The organism is Micromonospora sp. DT41 (genome assembly GCF_049841715.1).
Lineage (GTDB): Bacteria > Actinomycetota > Actinomycetes > Mycobacteriales > Micromonosporaceae > Micromonospora > Micromonospora profundi.
Genome location: NZ_JBNCKU010000028.1, coordinates 1 through 19874, shown reverse-complemented (window position 1 = coordinate 19874; position 19874 = coordinate 1). Strand labels below are relative to the sequence as shown.

Genomic DNA, 19874 nt, shown 5'->3' with positions numbered 1-19874 from the left:
GGTGTTTTTTTACAGCCCCCTGTACCCCCCGCGGCGGGGCCGGCCCCGCACGTGGCGCCCCCGCCCCGGCCGTTTGCAACGCCCCCACGCCCACGCCCAGATCGTGCTCGATCCTGGATGTAGTGGCCTCGGCATCGCGGGACACCACTACATCCAGGATGTTGCACGATCCTGGCGGCGCGCGCGTGTCCCGGGGCTAACGCACAGGACGAGCATCACCACGAGCAGCGCCGTCATCGCCAGCGCGCCAGGGGCCTTTGTGAAGCGGGCCAGGTTGGTGCCGTCCGGCAGGGCCAGGAACGCCGCCACCGAGGCCGGCACCACGAACCACGTCGTCCGAGTTGCGGTGAGCGCGAGCAGCGCCAGCGGCCAGGTCGCGTACCAGGGGTGGAAGACCGGGGACAGCACCACGGTGGCGACCAGGGCCAGCGCCGCACCGCGCAGCGCCACCCGGGGGCGGGCCGCGTCGATGCCTGTCACCCGCCGCCGTACGTCGTTCAACGCGCGCAGCGCCTGCCAGCCCCGCCACCACAACACCACGAGGACCCCGGCGAGCAGCAGCAACGCGACCGCCCGGGCCACCGGCACCGCCTGCGGGTCCCGGCCGACAAGTGCGCCCGCGTAGTCCACGACCAGGCCGACGGCTGTGGGTGGCGACGTCCACTGCTCGGAGTCCCCGCTGTGGGTCAGGCCGCCCACCCAGCCGAACCCGAGGCCGGACAGCGCCGAGGCGACCAGCAGCGCGGCGAGCAGCCCTCCGGCCAGCCAGCCACCGCCGCGCAGCAGCGCCCGCACTGTGTACCGGCCGTGCACGCCGGCCAGTACGGCGAACGGCACGACCACCACGGCGCTTGCCTTCACTGTCACGGCAAGCCCGAGCAGCACCCCGGCGAGCAGCAGCGCCGACGGCAGGCCGGGTCGACGGACCACCACCAGCAGCCCGCACAGCAGCAGCCCGAGCATCATCGCGTCGTTGTGCGCGCCGGCCACCAGGTGTACGCCGACCAGCGGCCCGGCCAGCGCCAGCCAGGCCGCCCGCCGGGTCGGCACCCCGACTGCGCGCGCCAACCCGGGCAGGCAGAACGCGGCGAGCAGCAGCCCCGCCACGGCGATCACGCGTAGCAGCACGACAGTGCCGGTGAGCCCACTGCCGAGGGCGACCGCGAGCGCCGCGAGCAGCACGAACACCGGCCCGTACGGCGCGGGGGTGTCCCGCCAGATCGGCGCCACCGTGTCCACCCACGGGCAACCCGCCGCCGCCACCCCGACTGTGTACGGGTCGACGCCGTGCGCGTACGTCCAGCCCTGGCAGGCGTACGAGTAGACGTCCCGGCTGCCCAGCGGCGGCGCGACGAGCAGAGGCAGTGCCCACAGCCCGGCGGTGACGTACGCCCAGCGGGTCGACGGCGCGCCCGAGCGCAACGACCACCATGCGCCGACCAGCAGCGCGGTGCCGACGAGCCAGCAGATCAGCGTGGCGGGGCCGCCCGGGGCCCGCCAGATCGACGCTGGCGTGGCGCCGAGCGGGGAGTCGGGCAGCGCCCCGCCGAGATACCCGGCCACGGCGAGCAGAACGGCGCCGGCCAGCCCGCCGTAGCGCGCCGCTGTAGCCGCCCCCGACGAAACAGCAAGCGGCGGACCGGGGCGCGGCGAGGCAGGCCGGTCGGGTGCGCCGGGAGCGGTCACCGGCGCACCTTCCCTCAGTCGGTGGCGACCGGCTGCCGGGCCGCCCGAGCCGACCGTACCAACCAGACGACCACCACGATCACCAACAGCGTCATCAGTGGCGCACCGACCGTCTTGGTGAACCGGGGCAGCCCGGTGCCGTTGGGCAGCACCAGGAACGACGCGACGAGCGCGACCACGACGAACCAGCCGGTGCGGCGGGCGGTGGCCGCCAGCACGAACAGCGGCCACGTCCAGTACCAGGGATGCACCACCGGCGAGAGCGCGACAGTGACAGCAAGCGCGAGACCGGCGTAGAACAGCGGGTCGCGGGTTCGTGCCCGCCACCAGAGCCAGACGAGGAGTACGGCCAGCAGCACGACGGCGATCCCGCGGGTCACCGGCAGCGCGTCGACGTGGCCGCCGAACAGTGCCGCGATGTAGCCGATGGTCTGCCCGACGGCAGTCGGCGGGGACGTCCAGGCGATGGCGGCACCGCCCTGGGACAGCCCGCCGACCCAGCCGAAGTCCAACCCGCCCGCGACTGTCACTCCCACGACGGCGGCGACCGCCCCGCCGACCACCCAGCCGCCGTCGCGGATCAGCGTGCGGATCCGGTACGGGCCGGCGGTGGCCGCCAGCGCGGCGAACGGCACCACCACCACGGCGGTGCTCTTGATCGCCACAGCGATGCCGAGCAGTAGGCCGCCGACCAGCAGCATTCCGGGCCGGCCCTGGTGCGACGCCACCACTGCGAGCCCACCGACAAGCGCGGCGAGCATCAACACGTCGTTGTGTGGGCCACCGATCAGGTGCGCGGCGACCAGCGGGGAGCCCAGCGCCAGCCACACGGCCCGCTTGGCCGGCAAACCGGCCCGACGCGCCAGCACCGGAAGCGCCCACGCGCTCAGCACCACGCCGACAAGCGACAGCGCCCGGAACAGCACGATGCTGGCGGTAAGCGAACCGGTGGCCTTGACCACTGCGCCCGCGATGAGCACGAACAGCGGTCCGTACGGCGCCGGGGTGTCCCGCCAGATCGGGGAAACCGTCTCCAACCAGGGGCAGGGCAGCGCGGAGACACCCTGCTCGTACGGGCTGATGCCGCCGGCGAAGCTGGCGCCCTGGCAGGTGTACGCGTACACGTCCCGGCTGCCGAAGGGCGGTGCGACGAGCAGCGGCAGCATCCACAGCCCCACGGTGACCAGAGCCCAGCGGGTCGATGGCCCACCGTCACGCAGAGCCCACCAGGCGTACGCCATGAGGCCGGTGCCGACCAGCCAGGCGGCCAGGATCAGCGGGCCGTTGGTGCCCTGCCAGATGCTGACCGGGGTGCTGCGCAGGGGGCCGCTGGGAAACGCGCCGCCGAGGAACGCGGACAGCGCGAGCAGCATCGCGCCGGCCAGGCCGGTCCAGCGCGCGAGGTGGGAAGGCACGTCCGACATGCTGCCAGCACCCGGGTAGGTGGCCGACGGCAGGCACCGTCAGCAGTGGCCCGCCGGCGTGAGGCTGCTGGAGATCGTGTAGTCGCCGGGGGCGCGGACGTGCACCTCGGTCCACCCGTCCGCCCCGGGCCGCACGCAGCCGTCCGGGCCGGTAAGCGACAGCCAGCGGGACCACCGCACCCGTACCTGCACGTCGCCGGGCGCTGCGGTGAGCCGGACCGCGCCCCGGTCGGCGGTGACGAGCTGGCCCGGCGCTCCGACCAGCGGCGTCGGATCGACCACGGCGTACATGCGCCAGGTCGAATCGCTCCAGACCTCCCGCAGGTACGGCAGACCGGTGCGGATCAGCGTGGCCTCGTCGCGCCCCCACCGGTCGGCGGGGGCGTCCGGGGCGAGCGCCACGTAGGTCACCGCCTCGTCGCGGAGCCACTGCTCGTAGGTGGCAGCGTTCAGGGTGCCGTCGTAGAACAGCGCGTTGCGATCGCTGTCCACCTGGCGTTCCCAGCCCCGGGCCAGCGGCACTGTCGGCGGCACGTACGCGGACTCCCAGTGGTCGCGCAGCGGCACCACCTCGACCCGCCCGATGGGCTGCCGCCGTTCCAGTTCGTCGACGAGCGGCCGGTAGAACGCCGGGGCGCTCTCCGGGGAGCCGGCCCGGGTGACGTCGCTTGTCATCACCGGCGACTGCCACCAGACCGTCGCGGCGAGCAGCCCGGCCAGCCACGGCCCCGGCAGCGCCGCGTAGCCGGCAAGCACGGGCAGCGCGAAGAGCATCGGCAGGCGCAGCGCGTTGGAACCGATCGGGCTGGGCACGTAGTAGGCCCCGACCAGGAGCAGCACTGTGAGCAACGCGCCGACGCGCAACACCCGACGTCGGCGCGGCAGCACCACGGCCACCAGCACGGCGAGCGCCACGTTTATCCGCATCGACTCGGCCGAGTACGGCTGGGTGCCTCCGTTGCCGAAGAGGACCGCGATCGGTGCCAGGGTGACAGCGGGCGCGACAGCCAGGACGAGCCCTTCGGCGAGGGGTCGCTCCACCCGCCAACCACCCGGCAGTGGGCGCCCCGGACCGTCCCCGCGACGCACTGCGACAAGCAGCAACGCCGCGCCCGCCAGCCCGGTGAACAGGCCGGCGACAGGGCTCGCCGCCGTGGCAAGGGCGGCGCAGGCGGCGGCGAGCGCCAGCCGAACCGGACGGGGTGGGCGGTCCGCGCTCACCGCGCAGAGCGCCAGCAGCCCGAACGCCAACCCGACGGCGAAGGTGATCCGACCGCTCGCCAGGTTGCCGACAAGCACCACGGCACCCAGGAGGCCGGCCAGCAGTGGCCGCCGCGCCCGGTTCCGGATGAACAGCCAGCCCAGCGCCGCCGCGCCGAGCACAGCGGCGATCGCCCCCAGCGGCCGCATCCCGACAAGTGCGCCCAACCTGGCCGTGAACAGGCTGTACCCGTACTGGTTGACGCCGCCGTACCAGCCGAGGTCCAGCGGCGCGCCACCGTAGCTGTCGGCGAACTCGGCACGCGCCACCTGGGCGGCGAGGTCGGTGCCCATCCGTGGCGCGACGAGGAACGCGGCGGCGAGCGCCACCGCTGCCCCGGTGACCAGCGCCCAGACCGCGTGCGGTGAGCGGTCGTTTCCGGTGCGCTGCCCGGCGGGGCGGGTCACCGCATCAGGCATTGAGGACCCGTTCGGTGGCGGCGCGGGAGCGGCGGCCGACCCGCAGGTACTCGTCGAGGAACTCCCCCGGGTCGTCGCGGCCGAGCAGCCGCACCACCCCGGCCAACTCCACCCCGTGCCGGGGCAGCTGGTCGCCGGCCCGGCCCCGGACCAGCATCAGCGCGTTGCGGACCTGCGCGGCAAGGGACCACCCGGCGGCCATCTCGGCGGCGTCCGCCGGGTCGATCAGGCCGGCCCGCTCGGCCGCCGCGAGGGCGTCGAGGGTACGCGTGCCGCGCAGCGCCGGTACGTCGCCGGCGTGCCGGAGCTGGACGAGCTGCACCGCCCACTCCACGTCGGCGAGCGCGCCGCGCCCCAGCTTCGTGTGGGTGGCCGGGTCGGCGCCCCGGGGCAGCCGCTCGTTCTCCACGCGGGCCTTGATCCGGCGGATCTCGACGATCTGTTCGCGGGTGAGCCCGCCGGCCGGGTACCGCACCGGGTCGATCATCGTCTCGAAATCGGCACCCAGGTCGGCGTCGCCGCACACGAACCGGGCGCGCAGCAGTGCCTGCGCCTCCCACACACGCGACCAGCGGGCGTAGTACTGGGCGTACGCGGCGAGGCTGCGGACCAGTGGGCCCTGCCGGCCCTCCGGGCGCAGGTCGGCGTCGACACCCAGCGGCGGGTCGGGTGCGGGTACGCCGAGCAGCCGGCGCAGTTCCTCGGCGATCGCCTGCGCGGCGGTTCTGGCGGCTGCCTCGCCGGTGCCTGCTGGTTGGTCGTAGACGAAGAGCACGTCGGCGTCGGAGAGGTAGTTCGACTCGTACCCGCCGAGCCGTCCCATGCCGATCACGGCGAACCGCAGCCCTTCCGGTGCCGGCTGGCTGGCCCGGGCGGCACGCAGCGCGGCGGCGAGGGTGGCGTCGGTGACGTCGGAGAGCGCCGTGCCGACCTCGGTGATGTCGGCGAGCCCGGGTGGTGGGCGTTTCGCGCCGTCCGGGCGGGTGGGGCTGGGTGCGAGCGCGCCGGCCCGGCTGAGCACGTCGGCGCAGGCCACCCGGACCAGCTCCCGCCGTCGCAGCGCCCGTACCGCGCGGGTCGCCTCGACCGGGTCGCTGTGCCGGGCGGCGGCCGCGAGGAATCCTTCCCGGACGACCTCGCGGGAGCGGGGCGTCAGCTCGTTCTCCTCGGCCAGCAGCCGCAGCGCCTCCGGGTCGCGGGCGAGCAGGTCGGCGGCGTACCGGGACACGGACAGGACCCGGGCGAGCCGCCTGGCGACCGGGCCGCCGTCGCGCAGCAGCCGCAGATACCAGGGGGTGCTGCCCAGCTTGTCGGAGACCTTGCGGTAGTTGAGCAGACCCCGGTCGGGTTCCGGCGCGTCGGCGAACTCGCTGAGCAGCACCGGCAGCAGGGTCCGCTGGATGGCGGCCGTACGGCTCACCCCGCCGGTGAGCGCCTGGAGGTGACGCAATGCCCCGGCCGGGTCGGCGAAGCCGAGGATCTCCAGCCGGTTCCTGGCCGCCTCCGGGGTGAGCCGCAGCCCGTCGGCCGGCACCCGGGCCACCGACTCCAGCAGCGGCCGGTAGAGCAGTTTGGCGTGCAGCCGGCGTACCTCGGCGGCGTGGGTGACCCACTCGGCCCGGAAGCTCTCCACGGCGCTGCGCCCCGGCGTGGCCGTGAAGCCCAGCGCGGCGGCGAGCCAGCGCAGCGCGCCCGGCTCGGTGGGCACGGTGTGGGTACGGCGCAGGGCCTGCAACTGGAGGCGGTGCTCGACGCTGCGCAGGAAGCGGTAGCCGCGCAGCAGCGCCTCGCCGTCGGCCCGGCCGACGTAGCCACCGGCGACGAGCGCGCGCAGCGCCGGGATGGTGCCGGGCGCCCGCAGCGTCTCGTCGCCGCGACCGTGCACGAGTTGCAGCAACTGGACGGCGAACTCGATGTCGCGCAGCCCGCCCGGGCCACGCTTGATCTCGCGTTCCAGCTCCTTCGGCGGGATGTGGTCGATGATCCGGCGGCGCATCGCGCGGACGTCCTCGACCGCCTCGGGGCGCTCGGCCGCCCGCCACACCAGCGGCGCGAGCTGGTCGATCCACTCCTGGGCCAGCGGCAGGTCACCGGCGGCCGGGCGGGCCTTGAGCAGCGCCTGGAACTCCCAGGTGCGCGCCCACCGCCGGTAGTAGGCCAGGTGACTCGCGAGGGTACGCACCAACGGGCCACGGTTGCCCTCGGGGCGCAGCGCGGCGTCCACCGGCCAGGCGACAAGCCCACAGATTTGGATCAGCCGGGTCGCCACAAGTGTCGCGGCGGACAGGTCGGCGTCCTCGGCGGCCACGAAGATGACGTCCACGTCGGAGACGTAGTTCAGCTCGCCGCCACCGCACTTGCCCATCGCCACCACCGCGAGGCGGGGCCGTTCGGTGCCGTCCGCCAGCTCCGCGACGGCGATCTCGTACGCCGCGGTGAGCGTCGCGTCGGCGAGCCCGGACAGCGCCGCCATCGTTTGTTCCAGGGCCCGCCCGCCGGTCAGGTCGGCCGCCGCGATCCGCAGCAGAGCCAGCCGGTACGCGGTCCGCAGCGCCGCCACGGCATTGCCGCCGTCGGTCGGCTCCAGCCGGCCCTCGGCCAGCGGCGCGAGCCCGTCCGGAGCGGTCCGCAGCGTCGCGGAGTGCTCGGGATGGGCCACCAGGTGGTCGCCGAGCGCCGACGATGCGCCGAGCACCGCGATCAGCCGTCGCCGCAGCCCGGGGTCGGTGTGCAGCTCGGCGAGGAGCGGCGACTCGGTGCCGTCGGTGGTGCGGCCTTCGGCCTCCACGATGCGGTGCAGTTGGCGCAGCGCCAGATCCGGGTCGGCGGCCCGGGACAGCGCGGCGAGCAGTTCACCGGCCCGCTCGTCGACAGGCTCCTGCTCGACCGGCAGCCACAGGCGCAGCCCGTCCGGGCCGAGCAGGTCGGCGGCGCGTGCCCCGCCGTCGCCCTCGGCGGTGCCGAAGCCGTAGCGCGCGAGCCGGCCCGGCGTCCTGGTCGGCCGGCTCATCAGTGCCCGAGCAGCGGCAGGCCGCGCCGCGTCGTGCTGTCGTCCAGCTCGCCGAGGGCCAGCGCGGCGAACCGGGCGGCGAACGGCTGCCAGACCTCCTCGACGTCGACCATCACCGCGTCGCAGGCCGCCACCACCAGCTCCGGGTCGTAGCCCAGTTCGGCGAGCAGGGCCGAGTCGGCCGCCCAGTCGGCGATCATCGCGGTGTCGCATTCGATGTGGAACTGGAGGCCCCAGGCCCGGTCACCGAGCCGGAACGCCTGATGCGGGTAGCGGGTGGACGCCGCCAGCAGGGTGGCGCCCCGGGGCAGCTCGGTGATCTCGTCGGAGTGCCACTGGAGGACGTCCGGGATCAGCGGGACGTACCGGAACAGCGGGTCACCCTCGGCGGCGTCGCGCCGGCCGACCACGCCGGGGCCGATCTCCGGCCCGGACGGGCTCCGTTCGACAAGGCCTGCGTGCGCGGTGGCGAGCAGCTGCGCGCCCAGGCAGACGGCCAGGGTGGGTACCCGGTAGCGGACCGCCTTGCGCAGCAGGCCCTCCACCGCGGGAAACCAGTGTGCGCCGGGCGAGCCGTCCGCAAGCGGGTACGCCTGCTGGTCGCCGCCGAGCACCACGAGCGCCGCGTACCCCTCAAGGTCGGCGGGAAGCTCGTCACCGGCGTGCGGGCGGACCACCTCCAGTTCCAGCCCTGCCTCGGTCAGCCACTCACCCAGCCGGCGCGCGTCGTCCGTCGGGTCGTTCTCGATAACCAGCGCGGTTGCCACCCGTCGAGGCTAGCCGGTGCGCTTCGTGGTGCCACTCCCCGGCACGGGCACGCGCCGTCGTTGCGGCTCGTTAGGCTCTGCGGTTGTGATCAGCGAGGACACCGCTGCGGTCCGCCCGCCCGTGCTGCGCCCCGGCGACACTGTGGCGCTTGTGTCGCCGTCCGGGCCGACCTCGCCGGAGCGGGTGGCGCGTGGGGTGGAGCTGCTCACCGGTTGGGGGTTGCGGCCGGTGCTGGGGTCCAACGCGTACGCCCGGCACGGTTACCTGGCCGGCACCGACGAGCTGCGCGCCGCCGACCTGAACGAGGCGTTCACCGACCCGCGGGTGCGCGGGGTCATCTGCACCCGTGGCGGGTACGGCGCGCAGCGGATCGTGGACGCCCTCGACATGGCCGCCGTCCGCCGCGACCCGAAGGTGGTGGCCGGCTTCTCCGACATCACCGCGTTGCAACTCGCGCTGTGGCGGGGCGCCCGGCTGGCAGGCGTACACGGCCCGGGCGCCGCCTGGCGGGACGAGCGCACCCCGCTGCGGTCGGCCGAGTCGTTGCACGCCGCGCTGATGACCACCGAACCGGTGACGGTCACCGCGGTGCCGGAAGAGGACACCTTCGGCGTACGTGTCGCGGGCCGGGCCACCGGCACCCTGCTCGGCGGCAACCTGTGCATGATCGTCGCGTCGGTCGGCACCCCGGACCTGCCCGACCTGACCGGGGCGGTGCTGCTCATCGAGGACGTCCAGGAACCCCCGTACAAGGTCGACCGGATGCTCACCCAACTGCGCCGGGCGGGTGCCCTCGACGGGCTGGCGGGGGTGGCGGTGGGGCAGTTCACCGACTGCGCCGACGGCTGGGACACCACTGTCACCGACGTGCTCGGCGAACGTCTCGGCGACCTCGGCGTACCGGTGCTCGGCGGCCTGCCGATCGGCCACGGCCCCGGCCAGCTGACAGTCCCAGTAGGCACCGAGGCCCACCTGAACACCGACGCCGGCACCCTAACGGTCACCCCCGCAGTAACCTGACCGCCCTCCCCCCACCCCCACCCACCTTGTTGATCATGAGGTTGGCGGGGCTTGCGGGCGTCCGAACCCCCGTCAACCTCATGATCACGCTGCGGGTGGGGGCGGGAGGGCGGGGGCGGGGCGGGGCAGGGCGGGGATTAGGTGGGGGGTAGGTGGGCTACGGCGCCGATTTCTAGGGCGGCCCAGACTGCGCCGTCGGGGGTGATCGTTAGGCCGTGGGGTTCTGCGGCGGGGGTCGGCAGGTCGTGGCCGGTTATCCGGCCGTCGGGGTCGATGTGGCCGATCCGGTTGGCGCCCCACTCGGTGAACCAGCAGCCGCCTCCCGGGTCGGCGACGATCGCGTGTGGGCGTGCCGCGCGGTCCGGTAGTGGGAACTCGTCGATCCGACCGTCGGGCGTGATCCGGCCGAGTTGCCCGGCGACGATCTCGACGAACCAGAGCGCGCCGTCGCCGCCGGCCGTGATGCCGACCGGCCCGGCGGCCTCGGTGGGCAGCGGGTGCACAGTCACCGCACCGTCGAGATCCACCCGGGCGATGGCGTTGCCCTGGTTGAGAGTGAGCCAGAGCGCGTCGTCCGGGCCGGCGGCAAGCATCGACGGGAAGCCCTTGGCGACCGGCAGCGGATACGTGGTGACCATCCCGTCGACTGTCACCCGACCGACAGTGTCGTCGGCCATGCCGGCGTACCAGAGGGCCCCGTCCGCACCGGCGGCCAGGCCGCAGGGCCCACAGCCGGGCGGCAACGCCACCGAGTCGACCTTGCCGTCGACGGTGATCCGGCCGAGCCGGTCGTCGCCCGAGCGGGTGTACCAGAGCGCGTCGTCCGGGCCGGCGACGATTATCAGAGGGCGGCTGTCCGGCGGGTCGGCGCGGTAGGTCCGTACCTCACCGTCGAGGCCGAGCCTGGCGACGCCGCCGGAGCCGGCAAGCGTCAGCCAGAGCGCGCCGTCGGGACCAACAGTGATCGAGTACGGGCCGGAGCCTGGCCCGGTGAGCGCGACCTCGCGGATGACTGTCTGTGTCATGCGATGCCCTTTCGTCGGGTTTCGCCCAGCCTTTCGGCCGCCCCGGTGTGACGCAACCCGAATAAAGCCGGCCCTTTCCCCCGGATTGCCAGCCCGCTGACAGGTTCGACATGGGTTGCGCCCAGCTCCGGCGGTCACTGTCGGTGACGTCATCGCATCACCACCGATAGGAGATTCGCATGATCCGCAAGATGTCGAAGAAGCACCTGCTTGCCGGCGTCGCCGCCGCTGGGGTGCTCGGCGTCGGGATCGCCGCCCCGACGGTGGCTCTCGCCGACGACAAGACCCCGTCCCCGAGCGCCAGCACCACCGACCAGGGCGGCGACCGCCAGCAGCGGCACGCCGACCGGCAGGCCGAGTTCGCCGAGGCGCTCGCCAAGGAGCTGGGCGTGTCGACCGACAAGGTCACCGCTGCGCTGGAGAAGCTGCACGAGCAGCGGCAGGGCGACAGGCCGGAGCGGCCGTCGACGCAGGACCGGCAGGACGCCCTGAAGGAGCGGCTGGACCAGGCCGTCGAGGACGGCAAGCTGACCCAGGAGCAGGCCGACGCGGTGCTCAAGGCCGCCGAGGCAGGCGTGTTCCCAGGCAAGGGTGGCCCGCACGGTAAGGGCGGCCCGCACGGCAAGCCCGGCCAGGACGGCAAGCCCGGCCAGGACGCCCCGAAGGGCGAGCCCACTCAGGACGACGAGTCCGGCCAGACCGGCAAGTGACCGGTGGCCCCGCCGGTGCCGACCGCGCCTCCTCCCGGACGGCACCGGCGGGCCACCACCCCCACCGCTCCCCCACGGTTCGTGGCTGTTGTGACGGCAACGAACGCGGCTTCCTGGAAACCGGGGCATCAAGCACGCCGGGACACCCCGGTTTCCAGGAAGCCGAGTCGATCAAGGCGTTGTGCTGCCCCCGCTCGCTGCGCGAACGCCGGAGAGCCGCACACACGAACGGGCGCCGCACCCGGGACGTACCCGGATGCGGCGCCCGTCGCGCTGTCCCACCGCCCGTGGCACCAACGCTGTCACAGAGGGCGGGACAGTCCTCAGCGAGCGGTCGCGTACGCGGCGCAGCCGATCAGCTCGAGCGAGACCTGAAGCCGCTCAAGGCTGATGTTCTTGGCGATGGTGTCCTCGGGCGTGTGGTACGGAGGCTCCAGCAGCGCCGGGCTCTCCTCGCCACGCCAGGAGAAGTTGGCGCTGGCGATGCCGACCTCCTGGAAGGACTGGTGGTCGCTGGAGCCGCGCTGCGTCACCGGCGACATGCGCGGGTCGTAGCCGAGGCGCAGGCCCGCGGCCGTCACCTCGTCGGTGGCCCGGTTGGCCTGCCCGTCGAAGGACAGCTGCCAGTACCGGGTCGCCGGGTCCCAGCTGGTGGCGACCATGTCGTTCTGGTACACGGCGAGGAACCGGTCCCGCTCCGCCTGCGGCAGCTGCCGCACGTGGTAACGCGAGCCGATCAGCCCCTGCTCCTCCGAGCCCCACAGGGCGAAGCGGAGAGTGGCGTTGACCGGGATGGCCTTCATGACACGGGCCAGCTCGAGGCAGAGCACCGTGCCGGAGCCGTCGTCGTTGGCGCCGGGAGCGCCGATGACAGTGTCGTAGTGGGCGCTGACCATCACGACCGGCCCGTTGGCGCCGGCGCGTCCGACCCGCTCGGCGATGACGTTGTGGGACGTCAGGTTGCGGTGCGCGGCGGTGGAGATGACGAGCGTGAGCCGCCGCCCGGAGGCGACGAGGGCACGCAGCCGTTCCTTCTGCGCCTGCGCGACACCGACCACCGGGATCGGCACCGGCGAGTTGGCCGAGCCCGGCAGGGTCGGCGTGAACGTCCCACTGCGCCGCGGCGGCACGCCGTCGGCGGCCAGGAACACCACGGCGGCCGCCCCACGGGCCAGCGCGGTGGCGACCAACTGCTCACGCCGGGCCGCCACGTAGTCGATCAGCACGATCTGGCCGGAAACGCTCGCGGGGTAGTTCTCGGGTGCGCCCGCGCCCACGTCGACCACGTCGCCGCTGACCGTGGTGTCCAGCGCGGCGTGCGCCGAGGCGCCGGCCTGCCAGTTCAGGTCGGTGGGCAGTCCGGCCGGCGAGGAGAGCTGGGCGAGGAACTTGTCCGCCACCGCGAACGGCTCCAGCTCGACGCGGTAGCCGTGGTGGGCCAGTTCCTTGGCGATATAGTCGGCGGCGCGGCGCTCGGAGGAGGTGCCGCCGATGCGCGGACCGATGTCCTCACTGAGGTAACGCAGGTGCTTCACGGCCCGCTCGGCCGAGACCTGAGCGATGATCTTGCGATCGTCCGACGTGAGGGCCGGCTTCCGGCTGGCACCGGGGCGCTTGTCGTTTGCCGCCCAGGCCGGGGCCGGAAGAGCCACGGTGGCGGCGCCACCGAGAGCAATGGTCAGCATGCGGCGCCGGTTCACATTGGATGACGACGCTGAATCAGTAGCGGGGGTAATGGGGTGACCGCCGTTGGTCATGTGCTTCTCCTTACTTTGCCGGGCCTGCTCGATGGTTGACTGAGCAGGCCCGAGGAAGGTCGAACCTATCCACCTCCGGGCCGGCCTCCAAGATCTGTTCGGACGGTCGTCGGAGGGCAGGCAGTCACCCCGTTCCACCAGGCGGACCAGCGCATACTCCCTGGCAGGGGCAGTCCTCGACGATTTGCCCGCCTTGATCACCTCTGGCGGGCCGTTTACGCCCGACACGCCGAAAAGGACTGGTGACAAATTCCACTGATGTGCGGCGACCCGATATCCGCGCCATCCCACAACGCGGGCGTCGACATCCCAGAACACCGCGACGCGACAACCCGATTCGGGTGCGTTCGTCGCCGTCCAAGCCGACGACGAACGCACCTCCGTCGAGGTCAGCCGCCGGCCGGTGGCGTGAAGACGCCGAACCGGTTGCCGGACGGGTCACGCAGCCAGGCGCGTACCAGACCGCTCGGCGTTGTCACCGGCGCCACGAGCACCGTGCCGCCTGCCGACTCGGCCCGCCGGCAGGCCTCCGCCACGTCCGCCACCTCGGCGTAGAAGATCGCGTAGTTCGCCTCGTCCCCACCGAGGCCCCGGATCGCGCCGCCGATCCCCCGCTCACCGCCGGCCGTCGTCTGCCGGTACGACCCACCCGGGCCGCCCTGCTCCTCGAAGCTCCAACCGAACAGGTCGGTGTAGAAGCGTTGCGCCTCGTCCGGCCGGTCGGAGCCGATCTCGAACCAGGTCACGGGCGTGCTGGACATGCTGCCTCCTCGCTGCGCCGGCCCGGACGGCCGGCTTGGAAAAGCAGCATCGTCGCGGCCCGCGACAGCGTCCTGTCGGTGTTTCGCAGACGATCAGACCAGGCTCAACGGGCGTACCCGGTCAACAGGAACGTCGAGGTCGCCGGGACGCAACTCCCGGGTCACCGACTCGGCCAGCGGGTGCACGGACCTGATCCGGTCGGTGCGGAAGCAGCGGACAGCGTCGCGCAGCCGGCACCAGGCCACCAGGTACCAGTGCGTCTCGTTGCCCAGGTAGCCGAGCGGTTCCACGTCGCGTGCCGAGTCGGCGCCGTCGCGGTCGGCGTACCGCAGCCGTAGCACCCGCCCGGCGGCGACCGCGTCGGCCACGGCGGCCGGGACGGCGGTGCCCGGCCCGCCACCGACCAGGTGCACCCGGCCGGCGAGCCGGTGCGCCTCGGCAACCGCGGCGGGTGGCATCACGGCTACCAGTTTGCGCAGCGCGACGCCGGCGGCCGGGGCGAACGGCGAGCCGCCCAGCCGGTGCAGCGCGACGGCCATTGCCACCGCCTCGCCCGGCGTCAGGTTGACCGGCGGCAGGGTGCGCGCCCGGTCGACCACGTAGCCGCCGGCCCGGCCCGGCTCGGCCCAGATCGGCACCCCGGCACCCTGCAACGCGGTGATGTCCCGCTCCACGGTGCGGGTGCTGACCTCGAAGTGGTGGGCCAGCCAGCGCGCGCTGCGCGGACGCGGCGATATCGCGCGCAGCTCTTCGACAAGGGCGTAGAGGCGGTCGGTACGGTTCACCCCCGGAACCTAGATCCGGGGTACGACAGCCTCAGGCGATGCAGGCGCAGACGATCAGAGCGGCGCCGAAGTGCGTGGCGGCGCTGATCCGGGCGGCCGGGTGCGGCTCGGGCGAGCAGATGACCTCACCGAGCTTGCCAGGGGTGAGCAGGTCGAGCACCACGAATGCCAACGCCATGATGGCAAGCCCGACCAGCCCGAAGACCACGGTGGAGGCGAGCCCCTTACCGAAGTCGCTGTAGCTGGTCAGGATCGCCGTGAAGACGATCCCGGCGATGCCGAGCTGGTTGGCGGCCAGCAGCAGCCCCGCGTTGGCGTTGCGGTCGACCCAGATCAGGTCCCGCAGTCGCCCGGGGGTCAGCAGGTCGACCAGGCCGAATCCGGCCGCCATGAGCCCGACGCCCACGACACCGAACACGATGCTCTGCCAGGCGCCACTGAACAGATCCTCCAGCACGGACTGCCTCCCGAATCTCCGCCCGGAGGGGTACCGGCGCGGTGATCGAGACGATAGCGGCAGGATGCAAGCGCGTCAGCGCCGGCTCTACAGGGCCAGGTAACGCTGCCGCTCGTACGGGGTGACCTCGCGGCGGTACTGCTCCCACTCGGCCCGCTTGTTGCGCAGGAAGAAGTCGAAGACGTGCTCCCCGAGCACCTCGGCGACCAGTTCGGACTCGGCCATCACGTCGATCGCCTCGGCGAGGTTCTCCGGCAACGCCTCGTAGCCCATGGCACGCCGCTCGGCGCTGCTCAGCGACCAGACGTCGTCCTCGGCGCCCGGCGGCAGCTCGTAGCCCTCCTCGATGCCCTTCATGCCAGCGCCGAGCAGCACCGCGAAGGCGAGGTACGGGTTGGCCGCCGAGTCCGGTGAGCGGACCTCGACGCGGGCCGAGTTGGGCTTGCCGTACGCGGGCACCCGGACCAGCGCGGACCGGTTCAGGTGACCCCAGCAGACGTACGCCGGGCTCTCGGTGATGCGGTCCGGCAGTGCCTGCGGGAACAGCCGCTTGTAGGAGTTGACCCACTGGTTGGTGACGGCCGTGTACTCCCGGGCGTGCACCAGCAGGCCGGCGATGAACGACTTCGCCACCTTGGAGAGCTTCATCGGGTCGCCACTGTCGTGGAAGGCGTTGCGCTCGCCCTCGAACAGCGACAGGTGGGTGTGCATGCCGCTGCCCGGCTGGTCGGTGAACGGCTTCGGCATGAAGCTGGCCTGCACTCCGGTGGAGAGCGCCACCTCCTTGACCACGTGCCGGAAGGTCATGATGTTGTCGGCGGTGGTGAGCGCGTCGGCGTAGCGCAGGTCGATCTCCTGCTGGCCGGGGGCGACCTCGTGGTGGCTGAACTCCACCGAGATGCCGATCCGCTCCAGCGCCAGCACGCCCTGACGGCGGAAGTCGCGGGCCACCGCGTGGGTGGTGTGCTCGAAGTAGCCGCCGGTGTCCACCGGGGTGGGCACCGAGCCGTCCTGCGGACCGTTCTCCAGCAGGAAGAACTCGATCTCCGGGTGGGTGTAGAAGGTGAAGCCCTTTTCGGCGGCCTTGGACAGCGCCCGGCGCAGCACGTGCCGGGGGTCGGCCCAGGACGGGCCGCCGTCGGGCAGCAGGATGTCGCAGAACATCCGCGCGCTCTCGCCGCTCACCCCGCCCTCGAACGGGAAGACCTGGAAGGTGGTCGGATCGGGCATGGCAACCATGTCCGACTCGAAGACCCGGGCGAAGCCCTCGATCGCCGAGCCGTCGAAGCCGATGCCCTCCTCGAAGGCGGACTCCAGCTCCGCGGGTGCCACCGAGACGCTCTTGAGCGTGCCCAGCACGTCCGTGAACCACAGCCGAACGAACCGGATGTCCCGCTCTTCCAGCGTGCGGAGGACGAACTCCTGCTGACGGTCCACTTCCCCAACCCCTCGCGACACTCTTTTTGTCCGCCTTGGTCGGGCTGCACCCGACCTGCCCGCCCAGTGTTCCCGGGCCTGGTTACGCAGACGTTACGCGAACCACCGCCGCCCGTCCCCTCGTGTCCCGTCCGCCGAGCTACGCCGGCCGGGCGCGGGTGCCGCCGGGTGCGCCGTGGCGTGGCCGCCATCTCGTCCGAGGGTACGGATTGGCCGGGCGGAGCTGGGGCAAGATGAACACATGCCCACCCTGCGTCTCGCCCTGTCCCAGGTCAACCCGAGAGTCGGCGACCTCTCCGGCAACGCCGACCTGGTCCGCAGCTGGACCCGCCGGGCCGCCGACGCTGGCGCCCAGCTGGTCCTCTTTCCGGAGATGATGCTTACCGGATACCCGGTCGAGGACCTCGTCTTCCGGCGCTCCTTCATCGCCGCGTCCCGCGCCGCCCTGGAGCGGCTCGCCGCGGACCTCGCCGCCGACGGTCTCGGTGACCTGCCGGTCGTGGTCGGCTACCTCGACGCCGACGGCCCACCGCAGGTCAGCGGGGACGCCGAGCCGGGCCGGGGTGCCCGCAACGCCGCCGCGCTGCTGCACCGGGGCACTGTTGTCGCCCGCTACTTCAAGCACCACCTGCCCAACTACGGCGTCTTCGACGAGGACCGCTACTTCGTCCCCGGCGACGAACTGACGGTGGTGCGCATCGGCGGCGTCGACACCGCGCTGACCATCTGCGAGGACCTGTGGCAGGCCGGCGGGCCGTTCGCCGCCGCCCGGCAGGCCGGCGTCGGCCTCGTGGTCAACATCAACGGCTCGCCGTACGAGCTGAACAAGGACGACGTCCGGCTGCCGCTGGTCCGGCGCCGGGCCGCCGAGGCGGGCGCCACAGTCGCGTACGTCAACATGATCGGCGGCCAGGACGAGCTGGTCTTCGAGGGCGACTCGATGATCGTCACGGCCGACGGCGAACTGCTCACCCGTGCCCCGCAGTTCGTCGAGCACCTGCTCGTACACGACGTCGAACTGCCGGCCGCCACCACGGCGCCGGGCACCCAGAGCGTCGCGGACAACATGCGGGTCGTGCACAGCACCGTGGAGACGATCCCGCCCGCACCGGCCGGTCCGGCCGCCTCCGGCGGGCTGATCGAGCCGGTGGCCGACGAGGCGGAGGTGTGGCAGGCGCTTGTGCTGGGCCTGCGTGACTACGTCAACAAGAACGGTTTCCCGTCTGTGGTGCTCGGCCTCTCCGGCGGCATCGACTCGGCGGTGGTGGCCGCCCTGGCCGTCGACGCGCTGGGCCCCGACCGTGTGGTGGGGGTGTCGCTGCCCAGCCAGCACTCCTCCGAGCACTCCCGCGAAGACGCCGCCGACCTTGCCAAGCGCACCGGTCTGGACTACCGCGTCGAGCCGATCCAGCCCATGGTGGACAGCTTCCTGGCCAACCTGTCGCTGTCCGGTATCGCGGTGGAGAACCTCCAGGCCCGGGTCCGCGGCGTCATCCTGATGGCGCTGTCGAACCAGGAGGGCCACCTGGTGCTGACCACCGGCAACAAGAGCGAGCTGGCCGTCGGCTACTCCACCCTGTACGGCGACTCGGTCGGCGGCTTCAACCCGATCAAGGACGTCTGGAAGACGCTGGTCTGGCGGCTGGCGAAGTGGCGCAACGCCGACGCGGCCCGCCGGGGCGAGACCGCCCCGATCCCGGAGAACTCCATCGGCAAGCCGCCGAGCGCCGAGCTGAGCCCGGGTCAACTGGACAGCGACAGCCTGCCCGACTACGACGTACTGGACCCGATCCTCATCGGGTACGTCGACGGCGACCTCGGCCGGGACGGGCTTGTCGAGTCCGGCCACGACCCGGCGGTGGTGGACAAGGTGCTCCGGCTGGTGGATACCGCCGAGTACAAGCGACGGCAGTCCGCGCCCGGCGCGAAAATCTCGATGAAGGCGTTCGGCAGGGATCGCCGGCTCCCCATCACCAACCGGTGGCGCGAGGACGGCTGAGCCGTCCAGATGGGCGCCGGGTCGCTGACCCGACCCGGCGCCCCGCCACCGTACGGGAGTGAAATCTTCCACTGCGCCCTGCCGTCACCCCGTCCGCCGGTGCGACGATCACGACGGAACCCGGGGACCGCGCAGGCGGCCTCGAGGAAGGAGACAGTGATGGTGGAGTCCACTCCGAACGAGGTGACCGCGCTGTACGGCGGCCTGGCCACCCGTAGGGTCCGCACCAGGGACCTGATCGCCGCCAAGGAGCGCGGCGAACGGTGGCCGATGCTCACCTCGTACGACCAGTACACCGCAGGGATCTTCGACCAGGCCGGCGTACCGGTGCTGCTCGTCGGCGATTCGGCGGCGAACAACGTGTTCGGCTACGAGACCACCCTGCCGGTCACCACCGACGACCTGCTCCCCCTGGTACGGGCCGTGGTGCGCTCGACCCGGCAGGCCCTGATCGTCGGTGACCTGCCCTTCGGCTCGTACGAGGAAGGCCCGACCCAGGCGCTGCGCACCGCCGTACGGTTCATGAAAGAGGGCGGCTGCCACGCGGTGAAGCTGGAAGGTGGCCGCCGCTGCGCCGCGCAGATCGCCGCCATCGTCGGCGCCGGCATTCCGGTGATGGCGCACATCGGTTTCACGCCGCAGAGCGAGCACACCCTGGGCGGCTACCGGGTGCAGGGTCGAGGCGACACGGCCGACGAGGTGCTCGCCGACGCGCGGGCGGTCACCGAGGCGGGTGCCTTCGCGGTGGTACTGGAGATGGTGCCGGGCGAGGTGGCCAAGCAGATCACCCACGAACTGCCCATCCCCACTGTCGGCATCGGCGCCGGCCCGGACACCGACGCCCAGGTGCTGGTCTGGCAGGACATGGCCGGCCTGCGTACCGGCAAGGCCCCCCGCTTCGTGAAGCGGTACGCCGACCTGGCCGGCACCTTGACCGAAGCCACCCGCCGCTTCGCCGACGAGGTCCGCGGCGGCGAGTTCCCGGCAGCGGAACACACCTTCTAGCTCTCCGCGGCCTAGCTCCCGGCAGCGATTCAGCTCAGCCGAGGTGCTCTGCGCTGGCGCGGCGCCCTAGCCGGGGCGCGGCTGCCAGCCCAGGCGTGGCACCTTGCGCTGGTACGGGCATTCAGCGCAGGCACGGCAGCTTGCGCTGGCACGGGCATTCGGCACTGACAGTGGCGGTGGGACCGTCGGCTCACGTCCTCGGGCATCGGCCGGTCCCGCCGTCGCCAGCGCGCCATCCGCCGCCGGCGGCGGCGGATCGATCATGGCGACTGAAATTGTCGTACATGCGTTCTAAACTTTGGTTGTGATTGACGCGTTGGAGCAGGCCGAAGCCGCAGTGGCCGCCTGC

General features: G+C 72.7%; 15 protein-coding genes. 4 read left to right on the top strand and 11 right to left on the bottom strand.

Going from position 1 to position 19874, the window contains the following annotated elements:
* Positions 1–147: 147 nt before the first annotated feature.
* From mptB (ACLQ23_RS30425) to ACLQ23_RS30405, 5 genes are read right to left on the bottom strand one after another with little or no spacing between them, the layout of a single operon-like run.
* Positions 148–1686, bottom strand: coding sequence for a polyprenol phosphomannose-dependent alpha 1,6 mannosyltransferase MptB (mptB, locus tag ACLQ23_RS30425; RefSeq protein WP_355597792.1), 1539 nt, complete (start codon positions 1684–1686; stop codon positions 148–150).
* Positions 1687–1700: 14 nt separating this feature from the next.
* Positions 1701–3101: a polyprenol phosphomannose-dependent alpha 1,6 mannosyltransferase MptB gene (mptB, locus tag ACLQ23_RS30420; protein WP_355597794.1), complete on the bottom strand. Its 1401-nt coding sequence runs from the start codon at positions 3099–3101 to the stop codon at positions 1701–1703.
* Positions 3102–3149: 48 nt separating this feature from the next.
* On the bottom strand, positions 3150–4790 hold the full coding sequence (locus ACLQ23_RS30415) for a hypothetical protein (RefSeq protein WP_355597795.1): 1641 nt from the start codon (positions 4788–4790) through the stop codon (positions 3150–3152).
* Positions 4783–7800: a bifunctional [glutamine synthetase] adenylyltransferase/[glutamine synthetase]-adenylyl-L-tyrosine phosphorylase gene (locus tag ACLQ23_RS30410; RefSeq protein WP_355632797.1), complete on the bottom strand. Its 3018-nt coding sequence runs from the start codon at positions 7798–7800 to the stop codon at positions 4783–4785. Before ACLQ23_RS30410 ends, ACLQ23_RS30415 begins: the two co-directional genes overlap by 8 nt.
* The gene (locus ACLQ23_RS30405; RefSeq protein WP_355597798.1) at positions 7800–8567 is read right to left on the bottom strand and encodes a type 1 glutamine amidotransferase; all 768 of its coding nucleotides are present in this window, start codon (positions 8565–8567) and stop codon (positions 7800–7802) included. Before ACLQ23_RS30405 ends, ACLQ23_RS30410 begins: the two co-directional genes overlap by 1 nt.
* Before the next feature lie 85 nt (positions 8568–8652).
* Between ACLQ23_RS30405 and ACLQ23_RS30400 the strand changes: the two genes are divergently transcribed.
* Positions 8653–9588 (top strand): S66 peptidase family protein, encoded by a 936-nt coding sequence (locus ACLQ23_RS30400; RefSeq protein WP_355632800.1) that lies wholly within the window; start codon positions 8653–8655, stop codon positions 9586–9588.
* Between the two features lie 137 nt (positions 9589–9725).
* On the opposite strand, the gene ACLQ23_RS30395 is transcribed toward ACLQ23_RS30400, so the two are convergent.
* The gene (locus ACLQ23_RS30395) at positions 9726–10613 is read right to left on the bottom strand and encodes a virginiamycin B lyase family protein (protein ID WP_355597802.1); all 888 of its coding nucleotides are present in this window, start codon (positions 10611–10613) and stop codon (positions 9726–9728) included.
* A gap of 179 nt (positions 10614–10792) precedes the next feature.
* On the opposite strand from ACLQ23_RS30395, the gene ACLQ23_RS30390 reads away from it, so the two are divergent.
* A complete protein-coding gene (locus tag ACLQ23_RS30390; protein ID WP_355597804.1) occupies positions 10793–11323 on the top strand; it encodes a hypothetical protein in 531 nt (176 codons plus the stop codon).
* A 323-nt stretch (positions 11324–11646) separates the two neighbouring features.
* Here ACLQ23_RS30390 and ACLQ23_RS30385 read toward each other — a convergent pair whose 3' ends face one another.
* From ACLQ23_RS30385 to glnA, 5 genes are all read right to left on the bottom strand, one after another.
* On the bottom strand, positions 11647–13008 hold the full coding sequence (locus tag ACLQ23_RS30385; protein WP_355597806.1) for a M28 family peptidase: 1362 nt from the start codon (positions 13006–13008) through the stop codon (positions 11647–11649).
* A gap of 461 nt (positions 13009–13469) precedes the next feature.
* Positions 13470–13841 carry a VOC family protein gene (locus ACLQ23_RS30380; protein WP_355597808.1) on the bottom strand — a complete coding sequence of 124 codons (372 nt, stop codon included), beginning with the start codon at positions 13839–13841 and terminating at the stop codon, positions 13470–13472.
* Positions 13842–13934: 93 nt separating this feature from the next.
* Positions 13935–14627: a helix-turn-helix transcriptional regulator gene (locus ACLQ23_RS30375; RefSeq protein WP_355597810.1), complete on the bottom strand. Its 693-nt coding sequence runs from the start codon at positions 14625–14627 to the stop codon at positions 13935–13937.
* A gap of 31 nt (positions 14628–14658) precedes the next feature.
* On the bottom strand, positions 14659–15084 hold the full coding sequence (locus ACLQ23_RS30370; RefSeq protein WP_053653223.1) for a DUF350 domain-containing protein: 426 nt from the start codon (positions 15082–15084) through the stop codon (positions 14659–14661).
* A gap of 87 nt (positions 15085–15171) precedes the next feature.
* Positions 15172–16521, bottom strand: a complete 1350-nt coding sequence (glnA, locus tag ACLQ23_RS30365; protein ID WP_355597812.1) for a type I glutamate--ammonia ligase — start codon at positions 16519–16521, stop codon at positions 15172–15174.
* Between the two features lie 241 nt (positions 16522–16762).
* Here glnA and ACLQ23_RS30360 point away from each other — a divergent pair, with 241 nt between their 5' ends.
* Both ACLQ23_RS30360 and panB read left to right on the top strand, forming a co-directional pair.
* On the top strand, positions 16763–18520 hold the full coding sequence (locus ACLQ23_RS30360) for an NAD+ synthase (RefSeq protein ID WP_355632934.1): 1758 nt from the start codon (positions 16763–16765) through the stop codon (positions 18518–18520).
* A 159-nt stretch (positions 18521–18679) separates the two neighbouring features.
* Positions 18680–19525 (top strand): 3-methyl-2-oxobutanoate hydroxymethyltransferase, encoded by an 846-nt coding sequence (gene panB / locus ACLQ23_RS30355; protein ID WP_425881467.1) that lies wholly within the window; start codon positions 18680–18682, stop codon positions 19523–19525.
* Positions 19526–19874: the final 349 nt, after the last annotated feature.

Bases quoted from the DNA above. Each gene is read 5' to 3' on its own strand.
- ACLQ23_RS30385 (WP_355597806.1), bottom strand. From the start codon at position 13,008: ATGCTGACCATTGCTCTCGGTGGCGCCGCCACCGTGGCTCTTCCGGCC.
- ACLQ23_RS30410 (WP_355632797.1), bottom strand. From the start codon at position 7,800: ATGAGCCGGCCGACCAGGACGCCGGGCCGGCTCGCGCGCTACGGCTTC.
- ACLQ23_RS30360 (WP_355632934.1), top strand. From the start codon at position 16,763: ATGCCCACCCTGCGTCTCGCCCTGTCCCAGGTCAACCCGAGAGTCGGC.
- ACLQ23_RS30380 (WP_355597808.1), bottom strand. From the start codon at position 13,841: ATGTCCAGCACGCCCGTGACCTGGTTCGAGATCGGCTCCGACCGGCCG.
- ACLQ23_RS30390 (WP_355597804.1), top strand. From the start codon at position 10,793: ATGATCCGCAAGATGTCGAAGAAGCACCTGCTTGCCGGCGTCGCCGCC.
- panB (WP_425881467.1), top strand. From the start codon at position 18,680: ATGGTGGAGTCCACTCCGAACGAGGTGACCGCGCTGTACGGCGGCCTG.
- ACLQ23_RS30395 (WP_355597802.1), bottom strand. From the start codon at position 10,613: ATGACACAGACAGTCATCCGCGAGGTCGCGCTCACCGGGCCAGGCTCC.
- ACLQ23_RS30415 (WP_355597795.1), bottom strand. From the start codon at position 4,790: ATGCCTGATGCGGTGACCCGCCCCGCCGGGCAGCGCACCGGAAACGAC.